This window comes from Terrihabitans soli, from assembly GCF_014191545.1.
Classification (GTDB): domain Bacteria; phylum Pseudomonadota; class Alphaproteobacteria; order Rhizobiales; family Methylopilaceae; genus Flaviflagellibacter; species Flaviflagellibacter soli.
Genome location: NZ_AP023361.1, coordinates 2,115,371 through 2,135,803, shown reverse-complemented (window position 1 = coordinate 2,135,803; position 20,433 = coordinate 2,115,371). Strand labels below are relative to the sequence as shown.

Here is a 20,433-nt window from a genome sequence, read left to right as displayed (position 1 = left end):
GGAACAGGGAACGACGCTTAGAGCTTTCCGAGACGGATGAACTGCGTTTCACCCGAGGAATTATCGACACCGTCATTGTCGGTGATGATGAAGGCATTGCCCGAAGCATCGATCGCAAAGCTCTCGACCTTGTCGAGCACATAGCCGTGCGCCGCTTTCAGGTCGGGGAGAAGATCGCGAACGACTGTCTTCTTCAGAACCGGCGCATCCTTCGCACCGATATCCGCGGGCTTCACTTCCGTGAGCGACACCTTGGTCAGCTGCTTCACCTTGGCGGCAGCGCCGACAAGGTTGTCGCGTTCGATCACGTAAAGATCGTTGCCGACCGCGGTGATTTCGGAGAGACCGACCCAGCCGCCTTCGGCCTTGTCGAGCGGATAGTTCACAAAGCCCCAGGCCTTGGTTGAAGGCTTGTAGCTGAGGATCTTGGCCGTGCCCTTGGCATCGTCCTTCCACTCGCGCTGAACGGCGATCCAGACGATCTCGTCGGCGCCCGTGCCGGTGACGGCCACGCCTTCAAAGCCGTAGCGCGTGGCGCTGGCCTTCAGAGCGTCGGGAAGCTCGATGATCTCCTGCACGTCACCCTTGTCGGAGACGCGGATGAGCTGCGAGTTCGTGCGCTCTTCTTCCTTTTCCTTTTCCGGATTGCCTTCGGAGGCAAGCCAGAAGCCGCCCTGCGGGGCGATCGCGATGCCTTCGAGGTCGAGCTTTTTCGCCGGCTCGCCGTCGCGGGTGATCGTGATCGCGTCCGTAATGACGGCCGGGGTCTTGGTCGTGTCGATGGTGAGAATACGACCCTGCGAATAGAAGCTGTCGGTCACTGCAAAGAGCTTGCCCGGCGTCTTCGGATCGGCTGCCGTGCCGGAGAGCGCGCCCCAAGGCTGGGGTTTGCCGTCCTTGTCGGCCGAAACGATGGTCGGATAGTTCTGCGTGCCTTCGGCGCGCTGATAGATCGTCACCATCGAACCGGGGCCGCCATCTTTGCGGACATCGGTTTCAGACGCGGTAACGAAGATGTTCTTGCCGGGAACGGCGAGAAGACCTTCCGGACCAACGCCGCCGCCCGGCAGAACCTGCAACAGGGTCGGGGCCTTGCCCGCGCCATTGTCCTTATAGACGCCGACGATCGAGGCGCGCTCGGCGCCGACGAAGATCAGGCGGTCGGAACCGAAGGTCGAGACTTCGACGCCCTCGACTTCAACGCCCTTCTTGTTGCGCTTCTCCGGATAGTGGCCCATGCGGACCGCTTCGTATTCGAACGAGACGCCGCTGTCGTAATCGACCTTGCCGTCCTTGGCGAAGATGGTGAAGCCGCGCGAGCCGCCTTTCCAATCGCCTTCATTGGCGATGACGAAGCGGTTGTCGTCGATCCATTTCACGGCGTCGGGTTCGCGCAGCGCGTTCTCGACCTTGCCGGACAGATTGATGACGCCGTCCTTCTTGGTGTCGACGCCGTCGAGGTTCACCGAACCCGCCGAGAAATGCGAGGTCACTTTGCCGGATTTCAGATCGACCACAGCGATGTGGTTGTTCTCCTGCAGCGTGACCGCGACTTCGTCTTTCGAGTTGATGTCGACGAATTCGACTTCGGCATCGTCCGGCGCGATTTCGGCAAGACCGTCGAGGCTGATGTTTTTCAGGCTGCCGCAATCGGCTTCGCCGCCCTTGACGCCGACGACCGACAGATAACCGGTCGGAGCCTGCGGGATCGCGCCGTCATTCTTGTCTTCGTCGCGCTCGTTTTCGATGGCGATGGCAAGGAACGCCTTGTCGGGGCTCGAAGCGATCGAGTCCGGCTGGCCGCCGAGTTCGCACTTCGACAGAACGGTTTTCGACTTGATGTCGATGACCGCGAGATGGCCGCTCGGCTTTTCCTTCGATTCGGATGTGTTGACGGCGGCAAAGGCGCGCTCGCCGAACACTTTCACCGAAGTCGGCTCGCCTTCGAGCTGGATGAAGCCGGCCGGTTTCGGATTTTTCGGATCGGTGATGTCGACCATGCCGAGCGCTTCGCGCTCGCTGTCGGTGTAAACGAGAAGATTGCCGTCCTCGGAGGAGGTGATGATTTCCGAGATCGTCGGCTTCGCCGGATCGGCATCCTTCGGCAGGTTGTTGACGACCGGGAAGGTTGCCACCCGGTTGAATACTTCGGCTGCCTGAGCAGGCGTCAGAGCCGTTGCGGCGAGCAGCGCCGCCGGCACGAGGAATGTAGCGCGCATCTGGATTTGAGCCCCCTTGTTATGCGAGGAGGCGAATTAAGGCGCGCTCGATGACGTTCCGATGACAGAGTTGATGACGAATTGTTTAGTTAGCCATTGGATCTAATTACGGTCTTTTCCGGCGCAATACGGTCGTAATCTTTCGGGCATATACCCAGTTAGACTAGAGTTTTCCCCTCAGGAGTGACTGCGTGGACCACAGGGCGCCGCGAACATCCGAACTGATTGCGGCCCTGCCGGACAGTTTCATCGAGGACCAGGTGACCCTGGGCGACCTCGTAAAGGCCTTGCGCAACCGTGTGTTCGGCCTTGGCATTCTCCTGTTCGCGCTGCCGAATATTTTCCCCATGCCGCCGGGCGTTCCGGCCGCCATGGGCGCCGTCCTGATGCTTCTCGGCGGCCAGCTTGCGATGGGCAATGCCACGATCTGGATGCCGCAGCGCCTGGCGCAGCGCAAAATCCAGCGCGATACGCTGCGCAAGATCGCCGAGCGCTCGGTGCCCTGGATCCAGAAATTCGAAAAGCTCAGCCGTCCGCGGCTCGATATGTTCACAACGCCCGGCGCCGCCCGTTTTGTCGGCGGCATGGTGTTTATCCTCGGCCTTGTCCTGCTGCTGCCGTTTCCCTTCCTCGGCAATATTCCGCCGGGCGCGGCGGCCTGCGTTCTGGGGCTCGGTCTGGTCGAACGCGACGGTCTGGTCGTTGCCGCCGGCTATGTGTCGTCCGCCATTGCGTTCGGCATCACCGGCTTCTTCACCTGGGTTGCCTGGGAAGTCGTCGTCAGCGCCTTCGACTGGATCAGCAAGACACTGTTCTGACGCCGCTTGCAGGCGCGGCTTCGAGCGTCTAGCTCCTCCCGGACGGGAGGCTTGTCAGTGTCCACATCACTAAAAATTGCTCTACTCGGCACCGGGCTTATGGGTGCGCCCATGGCGCGGCGCCTGCTCGGCGCGGGATTTCCGCTGACCGTCTGGAATCGCAGCATCGAGAAGGCCGAGGCCCTGAAAGCTGATGGCGCCAAGGTTGCCGTGAGCGCCGCGGAGGCCGTGTCGGAGGCCGATTTCGCCATCACAATGCTCGACAACGGCGCGGTCGTGACCGAGGTGCTGTTCGGGTTGGGCGTGGCCGAGGCTCTTCCGAAGGGGTCGGTCCTGATCGATATGAGCTCGATCCCGCCTTCGGTCGCGCGCGATCATGCGGCGCGGCTCGCCAAAGAAGGACGGTTTCATCTCGATGCGCCGGTCTCGGGCGGCACGGTCGGCGCGGCAGCGGGAACGCTGGCCATCATGGCCGGCGGGCCGGAGGACGTGTTCAAAAGAGCTCAGCCGGTTTTCGCCCCCATGGGCCGGGCAATCCGTGTCGGCCCCTCGGGGGCCGGGCAAATTTCCAAGCTCGCCAACCAGACGATTGTCGGCATCACCATCGGCGCGGTGGCCGAAGCGCTGCTCCTGGCCGAGCGGGGCGGCGCCGATCCCAAGGCCGTCCGGGAGGCGATAAGAGGCGGGTTTGCCGAGAGCCGAATCCTCGAAGTCCACGGCAAACGCATGGTCGACCGCGAGTTCATTCCGGGCGCCCGATCGACCACGCAGATCAAGGATCTTGAGACGATTTTGGCGACGGCGCGCGAGATTGGCTTCGAAATGCCTTTATCTAAAGAGGTTTACGCCCGTTACCTCGACCTGAGAGACCGTCTTGGGGGTGGTGACCTCGATCACGCGGCTTTGTTTTTACAACTCGACAATCCGCCAACATAGGTTGGTGATCCTTTCCCTAATTTGGAACCAAGATGACGGGGTGGGGTTTTCCAATAGGTCATGGAGGAGGAATTGGTGCCTCTGAATATCAAAGGTCCGGCTTTGTGGACGATCGGCGTTGTGATCCCCATCATTGCCCTGGCTTTCCTTCTCTTTTGACTGCGAAACCCGGCGGATGATCTGTCCGCTTAAATCCACTGCGCGAAGCCGAATAAGAGGGAGCGCGCGATGAACATCGCAGAAGCCGCGCGGCGCGCCGGCCTTACGCCGAAAGCGATCCGTTTCTATGAAGCTCAGGGCCTTTTGCGTCCGCACCGGGCCGCGAACGGCTATCGTGCATTCGGCGAGGGCGACGTCCATACGCTGAAATTTCTTAAACGTGCCAGAGACCTAGGGTTCTCGGTCGAAGAGTGCAGGGCGCTTTTGGCGCTCTATCACGAGACCGAGCGTTCCAATGCCGAGGTCAAACAGCTCGCGGAAAACCGTGTGCGCGAAATAGACCGGCGTCTTGCCGATCTTGCCTCGATCCGCGATGCGCTCGCCGGCCTTGCCGAAAGCTGCAAGGGCGATGCACGTCAGGACTGTCCGATCCTCGAGGATCTGGCGGGCGAAAGACGCAGCTCCGCCGCTTGAAAGGGCAACGCTCCTTCGAGCGGGGACGTCTGATCTTAAAATGCCGCGCGTGATGCCCGGTCAGCGGGCGGTGTAAATGCCGCGATACTGCTCGCGCAGGACCGCTTTCTGCACTTTGCCCATCGTGTTGCGCGGCAGTTCGTCGACGAAGACAATCTTCTTCGGCTGCTTGAATTTCGCCAGACGGGATTCGAGCAGCGAGACGATCTTGCTTTCATCCACCGTGCTCGATGGAGCGCGCACGACGACCGCGGTGACGCCTTCGCCGAAATCGGGATGAGGCACGCCGATGACCGCGCTTTCGACGACGCCCTCAATGCTGTCGATCTCGGACTCCACTTCCTTCGGATAGACATTGAAGCCGCCGGATATCACGAGATCCTTGCCGCGGCCGAGAATGCGCACATAGCCGCGTTCGTCGATCATGCCGAGATCGCCGGTGATGAAGAAACCGTCCGTCCGGAATTCAGAGGCGGTTTTCTCCGGCATATTCCAATAGCCTTTGAAGATATTGGGTCCGCGCACTTCGATGACGCCGATCTCTCCGGCCGGAAGGATTTTGCCGGAGTCGGGTTCGGCGATCCGTACCTCCGTTCCCGTCAGCGGCAGACCGACCGTTTCGGCGATGCGTTCGCCGTCATAGGGATTTGAGGTGTTCATGCCGGTTTCGGTCATGCCGTAGCGTTCGAGGATTGCGTGGCCGGTGCGTTCCTTGAAGGCGTGGAATGTTTCCGGGAGAAGCGGGGCGGAGCCGGAAACGAAGAGGCGCATCTTCGCCGTCGCATCCTCCGTCAGCCCCTTATGGCCGAGAAGCCGGACATAAAATGTCGGCACGCCCATCAAAACCGTCGCGCGCTGCATCGCGGCGATGATCTGCGCCGGATCGAACTTCTCGTAGAACAGCATCGACGCGCCGGCGAAGAGAATGACGTTGGTTGCGACGAACAGGCCGTGAATATGGAAGATCGGCAGCGCGTGGATCAGGACGTCGTCCGGCGAAAAGTGCCAGGTCTCGGCAAGAACGCGGGCATTCGATGCGAGGTTCTCATGCGTCAGCATCGCGCCTTTCGAGCGGCCGGTCGTGCCCGAGGTGTAGAGAATGCAGGCGAGATCGTCCGGTCCACGCGGCACGGGCGTAAAATCGGCCGCGTTTTCGGGGATGGCATCGCACAGCGTGCCGCCATCCGCGCTGAGCGTTGCGACGCGGGCATCACCTGCGATCTTGCTTATATCGCCCTCCGCGCCCGGGGCGCAGACGATGAGCGATGGTTTTGCGTCGCCGAAGAAATATTCGAGCTCGGGGATCGTGTAGGCGGTGTTGAGCGGCAGGAGCGCTGCGCCCGCGCGTATGCAGGCGATGTAGAGCATCAGCGCGTCGGTGCATTTCTCCGTCTGCATCGCCACCCGGTCGCCGGGCTTTGCGCCGAGTTTTACCAGCGCATGCGCGAGTTCGGAAGAACGGCGCAGCATGCCGCCATAGGTGATGACGCGGCCGTCGGAGGTCTCGATGAAGGCTTTGTCCGGGGAAGGCGCGCGCGCTCTGATCTGGTCGAAGAAATGATTGCCGGCGGGTGACGTCTTTCCCCTGGCTTTCGGTGTCTGCACGAGCTTGCGGACGGCGGGCGCCGCCACGAGCTCGCGATGCATCGCGTAAAGCTCGTGGTTCTTTTCCAGGTCTTTCAGATGGTAGCGATAGTTCACCATCGCGCCATGGGCGTTCTTCAGACCGCGCGGCGACAGATCGCCCAGCATGTTCAACCGGTCGAGCGAGGCGCCATTGCCGAGATGAAAGCGCGCGACGGGGTCGAGCGGCTGGTTGCCCTGTCCGCGCGCGGCGAGGAGATAGGTCGCGACGAGCGGTTCGAGCGCCTTTGCGACGGCGTCAGGGACCGTATGCGTGTGCCAGTCCGGGCGCTCAAGCATAGCGCCAAGAGTCGGGCCGGTTTCGAGCGGTGTATCGAGCGCCTCCTGATCGCGCAGCCAGGCGGCAAAGCCCGGCACGGGCGAGAGCGTGACGAAATCGCGGAGCGCCGGATATTCGCGCTGCAATTCCTCGACGACCTGTTTGAGCAGGAAATTGCCGAACGACACGCCGCGCAGCCCGACCTGACAGTTCGAGATCGAATAGAAGACGGCGGTGGTCGCTTTCGACACATCGGTTTCCGCGCGGTCTTCCGCCAGAACTTCGGCGATGGCCGCCGGGGCGTGATCCATCAGCGCGACTTCGACGAAGATCAGCGGTTCATCCGGCAGGCGCGGATGGAAAAAGGCAAAGCAGCGGCGGTCGACCGGGGCGAGCCGCCGGCGAAGATCGTCCCAATTGGCGATCGCATGTACGGCTTCATAGCGGATGACTTTTTCCAGAAGGCTCGCCGAGGTCGACCAGTCGATCGGGCGCATGACAAGAAAGCCGCGGTTGAACCAGGACGAGATGAGGTGGAGGAGATCCGCATCGACCGCCTTCAGCTCCTTGTGTTCTCCCATGCGGGACAGCGTTTCGGTGCGCATGTCGAGGATCGTGCCGGTGGCGCCCGGCGCCATGTTGAGGCGGCGGATCAGTTCCTGCCGTTTCGGCTCTGCCGCTTCATGGAGGCGGATGGCGTTTTCCGGCGTGCGGTCGCGCTGCCAGGTCTCGACGGCCTTTTCGAGCTTTTCGAGATCGGGGCCGAACTGCCGGGCAAGGATCAGAAGATAATCGAGGCGCTTCTGCCGGTCGGCGCTACGCCACTCCGCCAGGATGTCCTGCGCCAGCGCGAGCCCCGACGCCTCGCCCTGTCCGCGCAGCAAAGCTTCACTGAGGCTGACGAAATCCTGCGCTGTGTCGGCCCCCTCCAGTCCGACAAGAGCCATGAACTGGCGGCCGCGATCGGAAAGCGTCTGCAGGAAATCGGAAAAAAAGGACTGACGGGTCAACAGTTTGTGCTCCGGGCGGCGATCCTGTGTACGCAAGACCGTGTTTCTTGTATACAAGATTAGACGGAGGAGGCCTGATGGTCCAGAGGTCAAAACTGCGCGACGCGCTCGAGGAAGAGATCGTCAACGGCGTGTTCGGCGGCGTCAGCCTTGACGAGCAGGAACTTGCCCGGCGCTATGGCACCTCGCGCACGCCGATCCGCGAGGCGCTGATGCAGCTCTCCGCCGCCGGACTTGTCGAAATGCGCCCGCGGCGCGGTGCGGTCGCAGTGGTGCCCGATGCGCAGCGGCTGATGGAAATGTTCGAGGTCGCGGCCGAGATGGAAGGCATGGCGGCGCGGCTTGCGGCGCGGCGCTGGACGGATGGGGATCGAAGGGATCTGCTTGCCGCTCACGCGGATTGCCGGGCGAAGGCCGAGGCCGGCGATGCCGATGCCTATTATTATGAGAACGAGATTTTTCACGAGGCGATCGCGGCGGCGAGCCATAGCGGCTTTCTGCAGGAACAGCTGACGGCGCTGCGCCGCCGCCTCAAGCCCTATCGCCGGCTGCAGCTGCGTACGCACAACCGGATCGGGGCGTCTTATGCGGAGCACGGGGCTATTCTGGCCGCGATCTTCGAGCGCGACGCGGAGGAGGCGGAGCGTCTTGTGCGTGAGCATGTGCTGGTGCAGGGCGACCGGTTTGCCGATCTCGTGGCCTCGCTGGAAGATCTCCCGGCGGCGGCGACCAGAAAGGCTTAGCTCACTTCAGCCTCTCGCTGATGAATCCTTCTGGATCGGCCCAGAATTCCCGCATCAGGCGGTAATGATCCGTCTGGGTCACATCGATCGGTTCCAACCCGGCCTTTGAGAGCCGCAGCAATTGCGCATCCGGATAGGCCATCAGCATGGGCGAGTGCGTTGCCATGATGACCTGGGACATGCGCGATGTGTCCATACGGCGCAGGAGCTTCAAAAATTCGACCTGGCGGGACGGCGACAAAGCAGACTCCGGTTCGTCGAAGATGAACAGCCCCTGGCGCTGACAGCGCTCCTCGAAGAAACGCAAAAAGCCTTCGCCATGCGAATGGGAGAGGAAGTCCGGCGGTGCCCCGCCTGACTCGATAGCGGCGAGATCCAGATACCGCGCGATGGTGAAGAAACTCTCGGCGCGGAAGAACCAGCCATTGGTCAGCTTCGGCAGCCAGCTCGCACGAAGCGCGGTGCCGAGCCGGCCGCCCATGGCCTCGACCGCGCGCGAATGATCGACGGGCATGTAGCCCTTGCCGCCGCCGGCCTCGTCGTAGCCGGCGAGCGCGGCGATGCCTTCGAGCAAAGTCGATTTCCCGCTGCCGTTTTCGCCGACGATGATCGTGATGGGCTTGGCAAAATCGAGCGCGAAGTCCTTTTTCAGGAAAGGCAGGTTGAAGGGATAGGCGGAAGCATCGCTCACGCGCTCGCGATCAAGCCATAACCGCTTCAAGTAAGGCGCTGGTAGGTTGATCGTGCGGTTCCGGCGCGCGGCCATGACGGGCTTGGCCTCAGGGCGTCAGGGTCTTTGAAAAGCGCAGTCCCGAGTGTTCATAGCCGAGCCGCGCGTACAAGCGGTGGGCATCCTCGCGGCGTATATTCGGCTGCACCGTCGCACGCATGGCGCCCTTTTCGCGCAGCCACTCTTCCCCCCGGCTGACGAGCAGGGGAGCGATGCCGCGTCCGCGAAACTTGGATGACACGACGAGCGTCACAATCGCACCGTTAAGGTCGCTCCGGTAGAGGGCCGGAGCGACCGTGACGCCGATCACTCCGGCAATGACACCGTCCTCGTCGGCGAGGAATGTGCCGTAGTCCGTGCGATCCCGGATGGCGTCCATGCGTGTTGCCATTTCGTCCGGCGAGGTCGGATAGCCGAGCTCGGTCATGAGATGCGCCAGCGCCGGAATATCCGCCGCGGTCGGTTGTCTTAGTTCCATTTCAGATAAGCCCCATCGCTTTCAGGCTCGCATGGCCGCCCCGGCCGACAATGATGTGATCGTGCACATCGATCCCCAAAGGCCGGGCGATCTCGGCAAGCGTCTTCGTCATTTCGATATCGGCCCGGCTCGGCTTCGGATCGCCGGACGGGTGATTGTGCACGAGGATGACGGCGGTGGCCGACAGTTCGAGCGCACGGCGCACAACTTCGCGCGGATAGACGGGCGTGTGATCGACGGTGCCGGTCTGCTGCACTTCATCCGCAATGAGCCCGTTGCCGCGGTCGAGAAACAGGATGCGGAACTGTTCACGTTCGGAAAACGCCATCGAGGTGCGGCAATGATCGAGCACTTTGCTCCATGAGCCGAGCACAGGCTTTTGCGCGATCTCGCCTTTGGCGAAACGCTGCGCCGCCGCCTCAATGAGCTTGAGTTCAGTGACAACGGCCTCGCCGACGCCCTTGACCTCCATCAGCAGTGCGGGCGGCGCGGAACAGACTTCGGCGAAAGAGCCGAAGCGCTTGATGAGGGTTTTCGCCAGCGCCTTCACATCGCGGCGCGGGATCGGGCGGAAGAGAACAAGTTCGAGAAGTTCGTAATCGGGCAGGGCGTTCGCACCGCCTTCGAGAAAGCGCTCGCGCAGTCTTTCGCGATGCCCGTGATAATGCGGCGTATCCGCAGATGCCGGCGACGGAGGATCGTCCGTTGCGCTCATGCCGCTTTGGCGGCACTGACCGGATTGTGCAGCCCGGCCGGGGAGACGGTGAAAATCTCGACGCCCGTTTCCGTGACGCCGACCGTGTGCTCGAACTGCGCCGAGAGCGAGCGGTCGCGTGTCACCGCCGTCCAGCCATCGGCCAGAACCTTTACATGCGGGCGGCCGAGATTGATCATCGGCTCGACGGTGAAGAACATACCGGGCTTCAGCACCGCGCCTTCGCCGCTGCGGCCGTAATGAAGAATGTTCGGCTCGTCGTGGAAGAGCTGTCCGAGGCCATGGCCGCAGAAATCGCGCACGACGCTCATGCGCTCTTCGCTTTCGGCATAGGCCTGAATGGCGGCGCCGATATCGCCGATCGTGCCGCCGGGGCGGATCGCGTTCACGCCGCGCATCAAGGCTTCATAGGTGACTTCGACGAGGCGCTCCGCACGGCGCGGGATTTCGCCCGCCGCATACATGCGGCTGCTGTCGCCGTGCCAGCCATCCTTGATGAGCGTCACGTCGATATTGAGGATGTCGCCTTCGCGCAGCGGCTTCTCATTCGGGATGCCGTGGCAGACGACGTGATTGATCGAGATGCAGGTCGATTTCGTATAGCCGCGATACATGAGCGTCGCGGGCACCGCGCCGTGATCGCGCACGAATTCATAGACGAGCGCATCGAGCTTGCCGGTCGACACGCCGGGCGCAACGAAGGGAGCGATGTAATCGAGAACCTCGGCAACAAGCGCGCCGGCTTTACGCATGCCCTCGAACCCGTCCGGTCCGTGCAGGCGGATCTGGCCGTTCTTGCGGTTCTGGGCGAGGGAGGCGTCGATATAGCTCATCGTGGCGCTAATGTAGGTGATGGCCTCTGAATCGTCACCCTTCGCGGTGAGCGCTCACGCGGATGGTTGAAGGCTCGTTTCCGGCACCCAGCCGATCGGAACGAAACCGGGCTCGCGCTCAAGCCGCTGCAGCCAGATGCGCACGGCCTGGAAGGGCCCAAGATCGAACCCGCCCTCATGGGCGAGATGAGTGTTCGCATAAAGTGCGATATCGGCAAGGCTCACCGCATCGCCTGCAAAGAAGGGCCGGGAGGCGAGATGGGCGTCCATGACGCGGAGCGCGTCATAGCCCCGGTCTTCCCATTCCTCGAGAAGGTTCTGTTTCAGCTCGCGTCCGCCGCGGACAAGGTGCAGCCAGAAGCGCGCCTGGCCGATAAACGGGTCATGCGAATGCTGTTCGAAGAACATCCAGCGCAGCACCTCGGCCCGGGCGAACCGCTCATCGGGCAGAAGGGGGGTGCCTTCGCCGACGAAATTGAGAATGGCGCCCGATTCCGGCAAAAGCCGCCCGTCGGGCAGAGCGAGAATCGGCACCTGGCCGGCCGGGTTCATGGCCAGATATTCGGGTGTCTTATTGGCGCCCGATAAGATGTCGACTTCGATCAGGCGGAAGGGCCGGCCGAGCATGGAAAGGATCAGCCTGGCCTTATAGCTATTGGCCGAAAATTTCATGGAATATAAGGTAAACATACATATCTCATGCGTGTTTGAGGCCACACAGTCAAGCCGACAAGTGCGACGAAATTAGCATGCGCTGTTCCAAAACTGTTTCACTTTGAGGGTTGCGAACACTTACCGACGCCTCTACGGTCCCGCCGTTTTCAAAATCAACCGCTGGAGAATTTGTCATGGCCTTTCTGGCCGAGAGCCTCAATCGCGTTAAGCCGTCCGCCACCATGGCCGTCGTGCAGAAAGCGCGCGACATTGCCGCGACGGGCCGCAGCGTGATTTCGCTCGGCGCCGGCGAGCCGGATTTCGACACGCCGGACAACATCAAGAATGCGGCGATCGAGGCGATCAAGCGGGGCGAGACGAAATACACGCCCGTGCCCGGCATCGTGCCGCTGCGCGAAGCCATCGTGAAAAAATTCAAGCGCGAGAACAATCTCGATTACACGGCGGCGCAGGTCATTGTCGGCACCGGCGGCAAGCAGATTCTCTACAACGCGTTCGCGGCGACGATGAACCCTGGCGATGAGGTCATCATCCCCGCGCCGTACTGGGTGTCGTATCCGGAAATGGTGGCGATCAATGGCGGCGAGCCGGTGATCGTCGGCACGACGCTAGAGAACGGCTTCAAGCTGACGGCGAAGGATCTGGAAGCCGCCATCACGCCAAAGACGAAATGGCTGCTGCTGAACTCGCCGTCGAACCCGTCGGGCGCGGCCTATACGCATGCCGAGATCAAGGCGCTGACCGATGTTCTGCTGAAGCATGAGCATGTCTGGGTTTTGACCGACGATATGTACGAACACCTGACCTTCGGCGATTTCAAATTCGCAACGCCCGTCGAGGTCGAACCGAAACTGAAGGACCGCACGCTGACCATGAACGGCGTGTCGAAAGCCTATGCGATGACCGGCTGGCGTATCGGCTATGCCGCCGGCCCGCTGCCGCTCATCAAGGCGATGGACATGATCCAGGGTCAGCAGACTTCGGGTGCGTGCTCGATCGCGCAATGGGCCGCCGTCGAAGCGCTCAACGGTCCGCAGGACTTCCTGAAGACGAGCAAGAAGGCGTTCGAAGAACGCCGCGATCTCGTCGTCTCGATGCTGAACCAGGCCAAGGGCCTGACCTGCCCGGTGCCGGAAGGCGCGTTCTACGTCTATCCGTCCTGCGCCGGTCTGATCGGCAAGAAAACGCCGGGCGGCAAGACCATCGAAAGCGATGTCGACTTTGTCAACGAGCTGCTCGAAGCCGAAGGCGTTGCGGTCGTGCAGGGCTCGGCCTTCGGCCTCGGCCCGAATTTCCGCGTGTCCTACGCGACATCGAACAAAGTGCTTGAGGAAGCCTGCCAGCGGATCCAGCGCTTCTGCGCTTCGCTGACCTGAGCGTCGTAGATTGAAATGAAAAGGGGCGCTTTGAGCGCCCCTTTTTTATGTCCAGCTCTGGACCTTGCCGAGCAGGAAGTCGCGGAAGACCTGAATGCGCCGCACATTCCGCAGTTCTTCCGGATAAGCGAGATAGGCTTCCAGCGTCGGCGTTTCGGATTGCGACAGCAGCCGCACGAGATTTGAGTCCGTCTCGATCAGATATTGCGGCAGAACGCCGATGCCGACGCCGCCTTCGACGGCGCGCTTCAGGCCGAGCATGTTGTTGACCGACACGTTGGGCTGGCGCGGTTCGCGGTCTTCGCGCCCGGCCATGGCCAGCCAGTTCAGCGGCTGCAGGAAGCTCGGCACAAGGCCGGCAAAGCCGACAATACGGTGGCTGTCGAGATCGGAGACATCGCGCGGCCGCCCGAAGCGGGTGATGTAATCGGGCGAGGCGTAGACGTGGTAGTGCACCGGGAACAGCTTGCGCTGGATCAGCTCGGACTGCGTCGGCTGGCGCAGGCGGATGCCGACATCGGCCTCGCGCATCGCAAGATCGAGTTCGTCGTCGCTCAGAAGCAGCGTGACGCAAATTTCCGGATAAAGATCGAGGAACTCGCCGAGCAAAGGTGCCAGCCAGCCGCCGCCGAGACCGACGGAGGTTGTGACGCGCAGTTCGCCATGCGGGCGCTCGCGGCTGTCGGTGAGCAGCAGCTTCGTCGATTCAAGCTTGGCGAAGAGTTCCTGCGTCGTGCGGAACAGAAGCTCGCCCTGTTCGGTGAGCAGGAGGCCGCGCGCATGGCGGTGGAAGAGGGGGACTTTCAGCTCGTGTTCGAGCGCCGAGACCTGGCGGCTCACCGCAGATTGCGAAAGACCGAGCTTGTCGCCGCCATGCGTGAAGCTTTTGGCTTCAGCCGCTGCGTGGAAGACGCGAAGTTTGTCCCAGTCGAGCGGCGATCCCAAATTTTTACTCCGCAGCCAATCGCTGGCTGTGTTCGGCGTGGAGGAAGCGCTCGGCATCGAGCGCGGCCATACAGCCCATGCCGGCGGCGGTGACCGCCTGGCGGTAGACATGATCGGCGACATCGCCCGCGGCGAACACGCCAGGCACTTTCGTCAGCGAGGAACCCGGCTCGACGACGAGATAGCCGTTCGCATCGAGATCCAGCTGGCCCTGGAAAAGTTCGGTCGCCGGCTTGTGGCCGATGGCGACGAAGACGCCTTCGACATCGAGCTGCGTGACGACGCCGCTCTTGATGTTCTTCAGGCGCACGCCCGAGACGACCGACGGCGTACCGGAGCCCAGCACTTCATCGACGACCGAATCCCAGACGACCTCGACCTTCGGATGCGCAAAGAGGCGATCCTGCAGAATGCGCTCGGCGCGGAAGCTGTCACGGCGGTGAACCACGATGACCTTAGATGCAAAATTCGTGAGAAACAGCGCTTCCTCGACGGCGGTGTTGCCGCCGCCGATGACGGCAACCGGTTTGCCGCGGAAGAAGAAGCCGTCGCAGGTCGCGCAGGCGGAGACGCCCGCGCCCTTCAGGCGCTCTTCGCTTTCAATGCCGAGCCAGCGCGCCTGGGCGCCGGTCGCAATCACCAGCGCATCGCAGGTCCAGACCTTGCCGCTATCGCCCTTGAGCGTGAACGGGCGGCGCGACAGGTCGACGGAGGAGATGTGGTCGTTCTCGATCTTCGTGCCGAAGCGCTCCGCCTGGGCGCGCATCTGATCCATGAGCCAGGGGCCCTGGATCGGGTCGGCAAAGCCCGGATAGTTCTCGACATCGGTCGTGATTGTCAGCTGGCCGCCCGGCTGGATGCCGGCGATCAGAACGGGTTTCAGCATGGCGCGCGCGGCATAGACCGCGGCCGTATAGCCGGCGGGGCCGGAGCCCAGAATGATCAGGCGTGCATGCTCGGAAGATGCGGTCATCGTCTTGGTTCACGCGTGTAAGGGAAGAATACCGGCAAAGCCAGCTAAGACATTGTCCCTAATTTAGGTAGGCGCCCGGGGGCCTTTCAAGCTTAGTCGTTAAAGGGCGGCAGCTTTATGAACGTTATCCCGCGCGGCCAATGGTCCATTGGATGTCATAAACGTCATTGATGGCCGCCGCTTCCCCGGAAATGCTGAATCGAGTGGATGCCCGCTCGCGGCCCGAGCGGCCCATGGCCTCGGCGAGGGCCGGGTCGGCCATCAGCCGCTCCAGCGCCCCGGTCAGGGCGTCGAGATCCTCGATATCGACGATCAGCCCGGTCCGCCCGTCTTCGATCAGGGTCTCGAACACCCCGGCGCGGGTTGCGACCACGGCCGTTCCCGCGGCCTGGCTTTCGAGCGGGGTGAGGCCGAAGCCCTCCCAGCGCTGCGGGGCGACATGGATCAGAAGCCGTGCGAACCAGCCCGGCACCTCTTCGGAAGGAAGCTCGCCCAGAAAAACGAAGCGGCCGCTGAGATCGGCAGCCGCGATCCTGGCTTTGATGGCATCGACAAAGCTCTGATTGTCGGGAGTCGTAAGGCCGATCACGACGGCGGTGAAATCGGGATAGTTCGGCAGAAGGCGGATCATCGCCTCCGCAAACAGATCGGTGCCTTTCTGATGGCGGATGCGGCCGAAGGCGCCGACGCCGTAGCGTCCCGGCAGCGCCGTTCTGTTCCACGCCGCATGGCGATCGTCCGAGGGCCGGAAGCGGGTGAGATCGACGCCGTGCATGATCACGGTCGACGACACTTCAAGATAAGACTGTGCCTGCGGTGAGGTCGCGATCACTGCATCCATGCGGCTGATGAGAAATTTCGTATAGGCGGAGTGATCGCGCTGGGCGGCCGAAGTGAAAACGAGTTTCCAGGGCTGGCGCAAGACATCGCGCAGGAAGATGCCCGGCAGCATTTCGATATTGCGCCGCGCATGCCAGATGCGGAACGGTTTGCGTTTCGGATGCCGCCAGCCTTTGGTGAGAATGTCGAACCAGGAAACCCGCGGCAGGCCATCGGGAATATGATGGCCGAGCGAGGCGATGTTCAGCGTCTTCGCCTGTTCGGGAAGCAGCGCCATCACTGTGGCCGTAACACCGGAATAGCGGCGGTTGAGATTGGGCGCGACGACTTCGACTGAGCGGAAGTCGGGGCGTGAATTGGGGGCGGCGCTCATGCGCCGCGTTCCCGATTCTGGCTGAATGGCTGGAGACCCGTTTCTGGACTCGAACCAGAAATGCCAAGGCGTTTCATCGCCCGTGAGTTACCGCTCCCCCACCGGGTCATCGGCGGCACCCTAGCGCCTGGAGTCTTGCCAAGACCTGAAGAGGTCAGGCGAAACGGATGTTGAGGATCTCATAGCTTTTGGCGCCGCCGGGGGCGGTCACTTCGACCTGATCGCCGACCTTTTTGCCCACAAGGGCCCGGGCGATCGGGGAGGTGATGGACACCCGGCCCGATTTCACATCGGCCTCGACCTCGCCGACGATCTGGTAGGTCTTCTCTTCCTCGGTGTCCTCGTCGATGAGCTTGACCGTTGCCCCGAAGGTAATGGTGTCGCCCTTGAGCTTGGACGGATCGATGATTTCGGCGCGCGCCAAGAGGCTTTCGATCTCGGCGATGCGGCCCTCATTGAGGCTCTGCTGCTCTTTGGCGGCGTGATATTCGGCGTTTTCCGAGAGGTCGCCATGGCTGCGCGCTTCGGTAATGGCCTGGATGATGCGCGGACGCTCTTCGGCCGAACGGCGTTTCAGCTCCTGTTCCAGGAGCACATGGCCGGCCGCGGTCATCGGAATCTTGTCCATCGCTCTTATCTCTTCACGCAAAAAGCCTCGGCAGACGGAAGCCTCAGACTTCCGACACGCCGCTTGGAAACGAGTGGGGTGACAGCCGGCTTAGGCCCGGCCATTCCCGGCGAAGTAGGACTGCAGCGCCCGGACCTCCAGATCTCCCTCGAGGTAAGCCCGGATGCCCTGCGCGGCCGCTATCGCCCCTGCAAGGGTGGTATAGTAGGGGACTTTGTGCAAGAGGGCGGCTCTGCGAAGCGACCGGCTGTCGCTCAGCGCCTGGGCGCCCTCGGTGGTGTTAAACACCAGCTGGACATCGCCATTTTTGATCGCATCGACGATGTGCGGGCGGCCTTCCAGAACCTTGTTGATCTTCTCCGCCTCGACGCCCTGTTCGGCCAGGAAGCGCTCGGTGCCGGAGGTGGCGATGATTTTAAAGCCAAGCGATTTCAATAGCTTGACAGCGGGAAGCACACGCGCCTTGTCGCCGTCCTTGACCGAGACGAAGAGGGTGCCGGATTTCGGCACCCGTGTCCCGCCGCCGAGCTGGCTTTTGGCGAAAGCGACCGCAAAATCCTTGTCGAGGCCCATGACCTCGCCGGTCGAGCGCATTTCCGGGCCGAGAATGGTGTCGACGCCGGGGAAACGGGCAAACGGGAAAACCGCTTCTTTTACAGCGATATGTCCGAGTTTCTGAGGCTTTAGCTTGAAGCTCTCAAGGCTCTCGCCCGCCATGATTCGCGAGGCCACCTTGGCCACCTGCCAGCCCACCGTCTTGGCCACGAAGGGCACGGTGCGCGAGGCGCGGGGGTTCACCTCGAGGACATAGATGTCCCCATCCTTGATGGCGTACTGGACGTTCATCAGGCCGCCGACATTCAGGGCAAGGGCGAGCTGGCGGGTCTGCCGCTCGATTTCGGCGATCATGTCGGGCTTCAGCGAATAGGGCGGCAGCGAACAGGCCGAATCGCCCGAATGCACGCCGGCCTCTTCGATATGTTCCATAACTCCGGCGACGAAGGCGTCCTTGCCGTCCGACAGGCAGTCGACATCGACTTCGATGGCGTCCGACAGGTAGCGGTCGATCAGGACCGGGCTGTCGCCCGACACAACCACCGCCTCGCGCATATAGCGTTCCAGCTGGCCGGCATCGTGGACGATTTCCATGGCCCGGCCGCCCAGAACGTAAGAGGGGCGGATGACAACGGGGTAGCCGATCCGGTCGACGATGACGCGCGCCTCATCGGTCGAGGTGGCGATGCCGTTCTGCGGCTGGCGCAGTTTGAGCTTGTCGAGGAGCTGTTTGAAACGGTCGCGGTCTTCGGCGAGGTCGATCGCGTCGGGCGAAGTGCCGAGGATCGGGATGCCGGCATCTTCCAGCGCCTGAGCGAGTTTCAGCGGCGTCTGTCCGCCGAACTGGACGATGACGCCGTGCAGCGTGCCGCTCTTCTGTTCGGTGTGCAGAATCTCGAGAACGTCTTCGGCCGTCAGCGGCTCGAAATAGAGACGGTCCGAGGTGTCGTAATCGGTCGAGACGGTTTCCGGATTGCAGTTGACCATGATGGTCTCGTATCCGGCATCGCGCAGCGCAAAACAGGCGTGGCAGCAGCAATAGTCGAATTCGATGCCCTGGCCGATGCGGTTCGGCCCGCCGCCGAGGATGACGACCTTTTTCTTGTCGGAGGGTAGCGCCTCATCCGCCGGGCGGCCGGCAAAGAGCGGCGCATAGGTCGAATACATATAGGCGGTGGGCGAGGCGAATTCGGCGGCGCAGGTGTCAATACGCTTGAACACCGGGCGCACATCGAGCGCATGGCGCTCGGCCGCGACTTCCTTTTCCGTTGAGCCGGCAAGCTTTGCGAGGCGCGCATCGGAAAAGCCCATCGCTTTTAGTTGACGCAGGGCGCCAGCGGTCTGCGGCACGCCATGGGCGCGCACGCGCTCTTCCATATCGACCAGGTCTTTCACCTGGTGCAGGAACCAGGGATCGATCTTGCAGGCGTCGTGGATCTGATCGACCGAGATGCCAAGGCGCATGGCCTGCGCGCAGGTGACGATGCGGTTGGGCTTGGGAGCCGCGAGCGCGGCGCGGATGGCGTTCTTGTCGTCGCCCTGGCCGAGGCCGGGGATCGCGACTTCGTCGAAACCGGTAAGCCCGATCTCGAGTGAACGCAGCGCTTTCTGCATGGCCTCGTTGAAGGTGCGGCCGATGGACATCGCTTCGCCCACGGACTTCATGGAGGTCGTCAGATTGTCTTCGGCGCCGGGGAATTTCTCGAACGCAAAGCGCGGGGCTTTGACGACGATGTAGTCGATCGTCGGCTCGAAGCTTGCGGGCGTCGCGCCGCCGGTAATGTCGTTTTCGATTTCATCGAGCGTGTAGCCGACGGCGAGCTTCGCCGCGACTTTGGCGATCGGGAAACCCGTCGCTTTCGATGCGAGCGCCGAGGAGCGCGAAACGCGCGGGTTCATCTCGATAACGATCATGCGGCCGGTTTTCGGATCGATCGCGAACTGCACGTTCGAGCCGCCGGTTTCGACGCCGATCTCGCGCAGCACGGCCAGGCTCGCATCGCGCATGCGCTGATATTCTTTGTCGGTCAGCGTCAGCGCCGGCGCAACGGTGATCGAGTCGCCGGTGTGAATACCCATCGGATCGATGTTTTCGATGGAGCAGACGATGATGCAGTTGTCCGCCTTGTCGCGGACGACTTCCATCTCGAATTCCTTCCAGCCGAGAACGCTCTCTTCGATCAGAACTTCGGTCGTCGGCGAGGCGTCGAGGCCGCGCTCGACGATGTCGATGAATTCGTCTTCGTTATAGGCGATGCCGCCGCCGAGTCCGCCCATGGTGAAGCTCGGGCGGATGATCGTCGGCAGGCCGATATGCGGCAGAGCCTCAAGCGCTTCGGCGAGGCCCTTCTTCACATGCGCTTTCTTGCGGTCGGATTCGCCGGCCGCCCAGACGATCTCGAACTGATCGAGCGCCTTCTTCTCGTCTTCGTCTTTCAGGCCCTTCGCCTTGATGGCGGCGATCTCGTTCAGATAGCGGTCGCGGTCGGCCTGCTTGATGTCGGAGCCATTCGCCAAAGCCGATTTCGGCGTATCGAGGCCGATCTTGGTCATCGCCTCGCGGAAGAGTTCGCGGTCTTCGGCCTTGTCGATGGCCTCGGCCGTCGCGCCGATCATCTCAACATTGAATTTGTCGAGGACTCCCAAACGGCGCAGCGACAGGGCGCAGTTCAGCGCCGTCTGGCCGCCCATGGTCGGGAGGAGGGCGTCAGGCCGCTCCTTCTCGATGATCTTGGCGACGATCTCAGGGGTGATCGGCTCGATATAGGTCGCATCCGCCAGCTCCGGATCGGTCATGATCGTGGCGGGGTTCGAGTTCACCAGGACGATCCGGTAGCCCTCTTCCTTGAGGGCCTTGATGGCCTGAGTGCCGGAATAGTCGAATTCGCAGGCCTGGCCGATGACGATAGGCCCGGCACCGATGATGAGGATCGATTTTATGTCTTGTCTTTTAGGCACTTAGCGCGCGTTCCGTGGCAAGCCAGCGCGCGCGGGAGCGCGGCGCAGCGGCGAATCCGATAGGTTTGTAGGCTAGAAGCGTCGTTTACACG

At 62.3% G+C, this 20,433-nt stretch carries 17 protein-coding genes, 1 tRNA gene and 1 pseudogene; 5 read left to right on the top strand and 14 right to left on the bottom strand.

Annotation, left to right across the window (positions count from 1 at the left end):
- Nucleotides 1-17: 17 nt before the first annotated feature.
- Nucleotides 18-2,219 carry an esterase-like activity of phytase family protein gene (locus IZ6_RS11025; protein ID WP_222875103.1) on the bottom strand — a complete coding sequence of 734 codons (2,202 nt, stop codon included), beginning with the start codon at nucleotides 2,217-2,219 and terminating at the stop codon, nucleotides 18-20.
- A gap of 191 nt (nucleotides 2,220-2,410) precedes the next feature.
- On the opposite strand from IZ6_RS11025, the gene IZ6_RS11020 reads away from it, so the two are divergent.
- The 3 genes from IZ6_RS11020 to cueR all read left to right on the top strand — a co-directional run bounded on the left by IZ6_RS11020 (nucleotide 2,411) and on the right by cueR (nucleotide 4,606).
- The gene (locus tag IZ6_RS11020) at nucleotides 2,411-3,037 is read left to right on the top strand and encodes an exopolysaccharide biosynthesis protein (protein WP_222875102.1); all 627 of its coding nucleotides are present in this window, start codon (nucleotides 2,411-2,413) and stop codon (nucleotides 3,035-3,037) included.
- Between the two features lie 57 nt (nucleotides 3,038-3,094).
- Nucleotides 3,095-3,973: an NAD(P)-dependent oxidoreductase gene (locus tag IZ6_RS11015; RefSeq protein ID WP_222875101.1), complete on the top strand. Its 879-nt coding sequence runs from the start codon at nucleotides 3,095-3,097 to the stop codon at nucleotides 3,971-3,973.
- Nucleotides 3,974-4,201: 228 nt separating this feature from the next.
- On the top strand, nucleotides 4,202-4,606 hold the full coding sequence (cueR, locus tag IZ6_RS11010; RefSeq protein WP_222875100.1) for a Cu(I)-responsive transcriptional regulator: 405 nt from the start codon (nucleotides 4,202-4,204) through the stop codon (nucleotides 4,604-4,606).
- Between the two features lie 60 nt (nucleotides 4,607-4,666).
- Here the strand turns inward: cueR and IZ6_RS15960 are convergent, their stop codons facing one another.
- Complete coding sequence (locus IZ6_RS15960) at nucleotides 4,667-6,211, bottom strand: malonate--CoA ligase (RefSeq protein WP_225874056.1); 1,545 nt, start codon at nucleotides 6,209-6,211, stop codon at nucleotides 4,667-4,669.
- Between the two features lie 138 nt (nucleotides 6,212-6,349).
- A pseudogene (locus IZ6_RS15955) lies at nucleotides 6,350-7,456 on the bottom strand (malonyl-CoA decarboxylase); the annotation flags it as partial.
- Nucleotides 7,457-7,596: 140 nt separating this feature from the next.
- Here IZ6_RS15955 and IZ6_RS11000 point away from each other — a divergent pair.
- A complete protein-coding gene (locus IZ6_RS11000) occupies nucleotides 7,597-8,262 on the top strand; it encodes a GntR family transcriptional regulator (RefSeq protein ID WP_222875098.1) in 666 nt (221 codons plus the stop codon).
- A gap of 1 nt (nucleotide 8,263) precedes the next feature.
- Here the strand turns inward: IZ6_RS11000 and IZ6_RS10995 are convergent, their stop codons facing one another.
- From IZ6_RS10995 to IZ6_RS10975, 5 genes are read right to left on the bottom strand one after another with little or no spacing between them, the layout of a single operon-like run.
- Nucleotides 8,264-9,028, bottom strand: a complete 765-nt coding sequence (locus tag IZ6_RS10995; protein WP_222875097.1) for an AAA family ATPase — start codon at nucleotides 9,026-9,028, stop codon at nucleotides 8,264-8,266.
- 13 nt (nucleotides 9,029-9,041) lie between these two features.
- A complete protein-coding gene (locus tag IZ6_RS10990; RefSeq protein ID WP_222875096.1) occupies nucleotides 9,042-9,470 on the bottom strand; it encodes a GNAT family N-acetyltransferase in 429 nt (142 codons plus the stop codon).
- Nucleotide 9,471: 1 nt separating this feature from the next.
- Nucleotides 9,472-10,185 carry a RadC family protein gene (gene radC / locus IZ6_RS10985; protein WP_222875095.1) on the bottom strand — a complete coding sequence of 238 codons (714 nt, stop codon included), beginning with the start codon at nucleotides 10,183-10,185 and terminating at the stop codon, nucleotides 9,472-9,474.
- Entirely contained in the window at nucleotides 10,182-11,018 is an 837-nt protein-coding gene (gene map / locus IZ6_RS10980) for a type I methionyl aminopeptidase (RefSeq protein WP_222875094.1), read from the bottom strand. The genes radC and map overlap by 4 nt, the downstream gene beginning before the upstream one ends.
- 54 nt (nucleotides 11,019-11,072) lie before the next feature.
- On the bottom strand, nucleotides 11,073-11,708 hold the full coding sequence (locus IZ6_RS10975; RefSeq protein ID WP_222875093.1) for a glutathione S-transferase family protein: 636 nt from the start codon (nucleotides 11,706-11,708) through the stop codon (nucleotides 11,073-11,075).
- Nucleotides 11,709-11,866: 158 nt separating this feature from the next.
- Between IZ6_RS10975 and IZ6_RS10970 the strand changes: the two genes are divergently transcribed.
- Nucleotides 11,867-13,069 carry a pyridoxal phosphate-dependent aminotransferase gene (locus IZ6_RS10970; RefSeq protein ID WP_222875092.1) on the top strand — a complete coding sequence of 401 codons (1,203 nt, stop codon included), beginning with the start codon at nucleotides 11,867-11,869 and terminating at the stop codon, nucleotides 13,067-13,069.
- Nucleotides 13,070-13,114: 45 nt separating this feature from the next.
- On the opposite strand, the gene IZ6_RS10965 is transcribed toward IZ6_RS10970, so the two are convergent.
- From IZ6_RS10965 to carB, 6 genes are all read right to left on the bottom strand, one after another.
- Nucleotides 13,115-14,014 (bottom strand): LysR family transcriptional regulator, encoded by a 900-nt coding sequence (locus tag IZ6_RS10965; protein ID WP_225873892.1) that lies wholly within the window; start codon nucleotides 14,012-14,014, stop codon nucleotides 13,115-13,117.
- A gap of 4 nt (nucleotides 14,015-14,018) precedes the next feature.
- Nucleotides 14,019-14,987 carry a thioredoxin-disulfide reductase gene (gene trxB / locus IZ6_RS10960; RefSeq protein WP_222875090.1) on the bottom strand — a complete coding sequence of 323 codons (969 nt, stop codon included), beginning with the start codon at nucleotides 14,985-14,987 and terminating at the stop codon, nucleotides 14,019-14,021.
- A gap of 124 nt (nucleotides 14,988-15,111) precedes the next feature.
- On the bottom strand, nucleotides 15,112-16,200 hold the full coding sequence (locus IZ6_RS10955) for a glycosyltransferase family 4 protein (RefSeq protein WP_222875089.1): 1,089 nt from the start codon (nucleotides 16,198-16,200) through the stop codon (nucleotides 15,112-15,114).
- Nucleotides 16,201-16,230: 30 nt separating this feature from the next.
- Nucleotides 16,231-16,308 (bottom strand) — tRNA-OTHER (locus IZ6_RS10950).
- Between the two features lie 46 nt (nucleotides 16,309-16,354).
- The gene (greA, locus tag IZ6_RS10945; protein ID WP_222875088.1) at nucleotides 16,355-16,828 is read right to left on the bottom strand and encodes a transcription elongation factor GreA; all 474 of its coding nucleotides are present in this window, start codon (nucleotides 16,826-16,828) and stop codon (nucleotides 16,355-16,357) included.
- A 90-nt stretch (nucleotides 16,829-16,918) separates the two neighbouring features.
- Entirely contained in the window at nucleotides 16,919-20,341 is a 3,423-nt protein-coding gene (gene carB / locus IZ6_RS10940) for a carbamoyl-phosphate synthase large subunit (RefSeq protein WP_222875087.1), read from the bottom strand.
- Between the last annotated feature and the right edge of the window lie 92 nt (nucleotides 20,342-20,433).

Excerpts from the sequence above, each read along its gene's own strand:
- IZ6_RS11025 (WP_222875103.1), bottom strand. The coding sequence starts at position 2,219 with ATGCGCGCTACATTCCTCGTGCCGGCGGCGCTGCTCGCCGCAACGGCT.
- cueR (WP_222875100.1), top strand. The coding sequence starts at position 4,202 with ATGAACATCGCAGAAGCCGCGCGGCGCGCCGGCCTTACGCCGAAAGCG.
- IZ6_RS11000 (WP_222875098.1), top strand. The coding sequence starts at position 7,597 with ATGGTCCAGAGGTCAAAACTGCGCGACGCGCTCGAGGAAGAGATCGTC.
- IZ6_RS10995 (WP_222875097.1), bottom strand. The coding sequence starts at position 9,028 with ATGGCCGCGCGCCGGAACCGCACGATCAACCTACCAGCGCCTTACTTG.
- IZ6_RS10990 (WP_222875096.1), bottom strand. The coding sequence starts at position 9,470 with ATGGAACTAAGACAACCGACCGCGGCGGATATTCCGGCGCTGGCGCAT.
- radC (WP_222875095.1), bottom strand. The coding sequence starts at position 10,185 with ATGAGCGCAACGGACGATCCTCCGTCGCCGGCATCTGCGGATACGCCG.
- map (WP_222875094.1), bottom strand. The coding sequence starts at position 11,018 with ATGAGCTATATCGACGCCTCCCTCGCCCAGAACCGCAAGAACGGCCAG.
- IZ6_RS10975 (WP_222875093.1), bottom strand. The coding sequence starts at position 11,708 with ATGTTTACCTTATATTCCATGAAATTTTCGGCCAATAGCTATAAGGCC.
- IZ6_RS10970 (WP_222875092.1), top strand. The coding sequence starts at position 11,867 with ATGGCCTTTCTGGCCGAGAGCCTCAATCGCGTTAAGCCGTCCGCCACC.
- trxB (WP_222875090.1), bottom strand. The coding sequence starts at position 14,987 with ATGACCGCATCTTCCGAGCATGCACGCCTGATCATTCTGGGCTCCGGC.
- IZ6_RS10955 (WP_222875089.1), bottom strand. The coding sequence starts at position 16,200 with ATGAGCGCCGCCCCCAATTCACGCCCCGACTTCCGCTCAGTCGAAGTC.
- greA (WP_222875088.1), bottom strand. The coding sequence starts at position 16,828 with ATGGACAAGATTCCGATGACCGCGGCCGGCCATGTGCTCCTGGAACAG.